This window comes from Dankookia rubra, assembly GCF_004355005.1.
Lineage (GTDB): Bacteria > Pseudomonadota > Alphaproteobacteria > Acetobacterales > Acetobacteraceae > Paracraurococcus > Paracraurococcus ruber_A.
Genome location: NZ_SMSJ01000208.1, coordinates 1 through 3,424 on the forward strand (window position 1 = coordinate 1; position 3,424 = coordinate 3,424).

The following is a 3,424-nucleotide window of genomic DNA, read 5'->3' on the forward strand; positions in this document are numbered from 1 at the left end:
GCCGTGGCGGGGCCGGCGACCGGCGGCAGCGACTGGGCGGGGCTCGGCCGGGCCGGCGCCGCGGATTCGGCGCGCGGCCGCGACCCGCCGCCGCCGCCCTCCAGCTGCTGCAGCCGGTAGTCGAGGTCGCCCTGCAGCTTTTCCAATTGCTGGGCCTGGTTGCGGTTCTGGAACTCGGCCTGCTCCAGCCGGCCGCGCAGCCGGCGGGTCTCGTCCTCCAGCGTTGTGACGCGGTCGAGCAGCGCGCCGACCAGCTCGCCCTGCGGCGCGGCATTGCCGCCGCGCGGCACCGGCGCGACCGCCGCCCCGCCGCCGCGGCGGACCTGATCGAGCTCCTGCCGCAGCTGGAGGATCTGGTTCTGCAGGTAGATGCCCTCGCGGCTCTCGGCCTGCGCGCGGGCGGGCGCGGCATCGGCCAGTACGAACGGCGTGGCGAGGATCAGGGCGGCGAGCGCGCGTCGCATCGGGGGGCTCCGGTCGGGCTCGTCGCGCCGCGGCCGGGACCGCCCCGGCCGCTGCGCCGGGGGCCACAGGGTCCCCCGGGTTGTAGCGGCAGCCGGCGGCGGACCGAAGCCCGCCGCGCAACACAAGGCGCGAAACCTGGCGGCCGGCAGCCGCCCGCGTCGCTACCGGACGACGGTCACCGCGCGGCGGTTCTGCGCCCAGGCTTCCTCGGTCGAGCCGAGCGCCGCCGGCTTGTCCTTGCCGTAGGAGATGGTCGAGATGCGCGCGCCGGCGACGCCGCCCGCGACCAGGCCGTCGCGCGCCGCATTGGCGCGGCGCTGGCCGAGCGCCAGGTTGTATTCGCGCGTGCCGCGCTCGTCGGCATGGCCCTCGAGCTGCACGGTGACGCCGGCATTGGTGCCGAGCCAGGCGGCCTGCTTCTGCAGCACCGGGCGCTGGTCGGCGCGGATGCTGCTCTCGTCGGTGTCGAAGTAGACGCGGTCGCTGCCGGCGGTGGCGATCAGGTCTTCCTGGCTGCCCGGGCGGATGCTGCTGCCGGTGGTCGCCGCGCCGGCGCCCGTCGCCGCCGTATCGGTCGCCGACTGGCAGGCCGCGAGCAGCGCGACCGCCGCGAAAGCGCCGAGCACCTTGGTGTTCATCATCCTCTGGTCCTTCCCATCGGGCAGCATCCGGCTGCGGAAATATCCGCTGGGCGCGTTACAACCCGTGGTCGGAAGGGTCAAGAAAATCGAACACTTCCGCGGCAAAGATGCGGAGAGGCGTGGCGGCCGAGGCAACCCTCTCGCTCCCGCACCATCCAGCAGCCGCGACGGCCGGCAGCGGGCCTGGAGGCGGCGCGCGGACGCCCCCCGGACCGGGCGCGATCACCTCCCCCCGGCGCGCCCCGCCGCCGCGGCCCGCATCAGGACAGCAGCGGCGACCAGGCGGGGTCGGAGGCGTCGGTCGGCGTGACGATCTGCCTTTCGTTGAAGCCGGCGATGTCGATCGACGACAGGCGCGACGAATAGCCGCCGCCCCGGTTGTCGCGCGCCGGCGTTTCGCGGAAGAACATCATCACCCGGCCGTTCGGCGCGAAGGTCGGCCCCTCCATGCCCCAGCCCTCCGACAGGATCCGCTCGCCCGAGCCGTCGGGGCGCATCACCCCGATGCCGAACTGCCCGCCGGAGATGCGGGTAAAAGCGATCAGGTCGCCGCGCGGCGACCAGACCGGCGTCGCGTAGCGGCCGCGGCCGAAGGAGATGCGGCGGATGCCGCCGCCATCGGCGCCCATGACATAGAGCTGCTGGTCGCCGCCGCGGTCGGAGTTGAAGACGATCTGCGACCCGTCCGGCGAGAAGCAGGGCGAGACGTCGAGCCCGCCGCCCGAGGTCAGCTGGCGTTCGCGCCGCGAGCCGAGATCGACCACGTAGATGTTGGAATCGTTCCCCCGCGTCGCCGACAGCACCACGCTGCGCCCGTCCGGGCTGAAGCGGGGCGAGAGCGTCATGCCGGGGAAATTCCCCAGGGGCTCCGGCCGCCCGCCATTCAGGTTGAACAGGTAGACCTTCGGCTCCCCGCGCGCATAGGACATGAAGGCGATCTGCCGCGCGCTGGGATGGAAGCGTGGGGTCAGCGCGGCGGCGGAGCCATCGGTCAGGAAACGGTGGTTCTCGCCGTCCTGGTCCATGATCGCCAGGCGCCGGGTGCGGCGGTCGCGCGGGCCGCTTTCCGCGACATAGACGACCTCGGTGTCGAAATAGCCCTTCTCGCCCAGCAGGCGCTCATAGATCACGTCGGAGATCAGGTGGGCGATCTTGCGCCAGCTGCCGGAGGCCGCGGTGAAGGCGGTGCCCTGGATCTGCTGTTCCGGCAGCACGTCCCAGAGCCGGAACTCGACGCGGACGCGGTCCCCCCCGGTATCGACGCGGCCGGTGGTCAGCGCCTGGGCGCCGATCACGCGCCAGTCCTGGAAGCGCGGCAGCGCCGCGGCCGCCTCCGGCGTCTGGATGAAGGCGGCGCGCTCCACCGGGCGGAACAGGCCCGAGTTCTTCAGGTTGTTGATCACGACGCGGGCGATGTCGCGGCCCACCGCGCCGCCGGCGAAGTCCGGGATGGCGATCGGGATCGGGTCGGTGCGGGCCTTGGTGATGTCGACCACCGAGCTCTGCGCCAGCGCCGTGCCCGGCAGCCCGGCCAGCAGCGGCAGGCCGAGCGCCGCGCCGCCGAACAGCGCGGCCCGGCGCGAGAGCAGCCCCTCCATCGCCATCTCGTCCGGGGTCATGCGGTCACTCCTGTGGATGTGGCGCGCAGCTTGGGGGCGGGGCCGCCCCGGTCAAGCCCGGGGCGGCGGCGTCACCGCAGGCCGAGGTCGCGCGGGTTGAAGCGGAAGACGGTCTCCCGCAGCGCCGCCAGCCGGTCCTTCGGCAGCGGCAGCGGGTTGCACTTGGGATCGAGCAGCGCGCGCCGCGCCGCCTCGTAGACCGAGCGCGCGCGCGGCTCGCTCGGCGGCGCGCCGTCGGCGCGGACGTTGCGCACGATGCCGCCGGCATCGACATCGACCCGCAGGCTGACCACGATGTCGCGCACCCCCATGCCGCCGCCGTCGACCGACCAGCATTCGCTGATCTTGTCGGCAAGGCCGGCCTTCTCCCCGGCATTCAGCGCGGCGGTGCCGTTCGGCGCGCCGCCGCCCTGCTGCGGGCTGCCCGCCGGCGCGCTCGGCCGTCCCGTCGGCGGGCGGTTCTGCTGCGCCGACTGGATCAGCTTGTCCATGTTGTTCAGCACGGACCTGCTGTCGACCTGCGGCTTCTGCACCGCCGGCGTCCGGCCGGTCCCGGCCTCCTTGGACGGGGTCGGCGGCGGCGGCACCGGGCTCGGCGGCCGCGGCGGCGCCGGCTCGGGCTTGGCCGGGGCGGCGGCCGGCGCGGGCTTCTCCGGCTTGGCCTCGGCCACCTGCTGCTGCGGCGGCGGCTTCGGCGCC

General features: G+C 74.3%; 2 protein-coding genes and 2 pseudogenes. All 4 read right to left on the minus strand.

From position 1 onward, the window contains the following. Positions 1-464, minus strand: a pseudogene (locus E2C06_RS35855) (tetratricopeptide repeat protein); the annotation flags it as partial. Positions 465-626: 162 nt separating this feature from the next. Then, positions 627-1,103: a peptidoglycan-associated lipoprotein Pal gene (gene pal, locus E2C06_RS35860; protein ID WP_133293306.1), complete on the minus strand. Its 477-nt coding sequence runs from the start codon at positions 1,101-1,103 to the stop codon at positions 627-629. Between the two features lie 263 nt (positions 1,104-1,366). After that, entirely contained in the window at positions 1,367-2,725 is a 1,359-nt protein-coding gene (tolB, locus tag E2C06_RS35865) for a Tol-Pal system beta propeller repeat protein TolB (protein ID WP_241671625.1), read from the minus strand. Between the two features lie 71 nt (positions 2,726-2,796). Next, a pseudogene (locus E2C06_RS35870) lies at positions 2,797-3,424 on the minus strand (hypothetical protein); the annotation flags it as partial.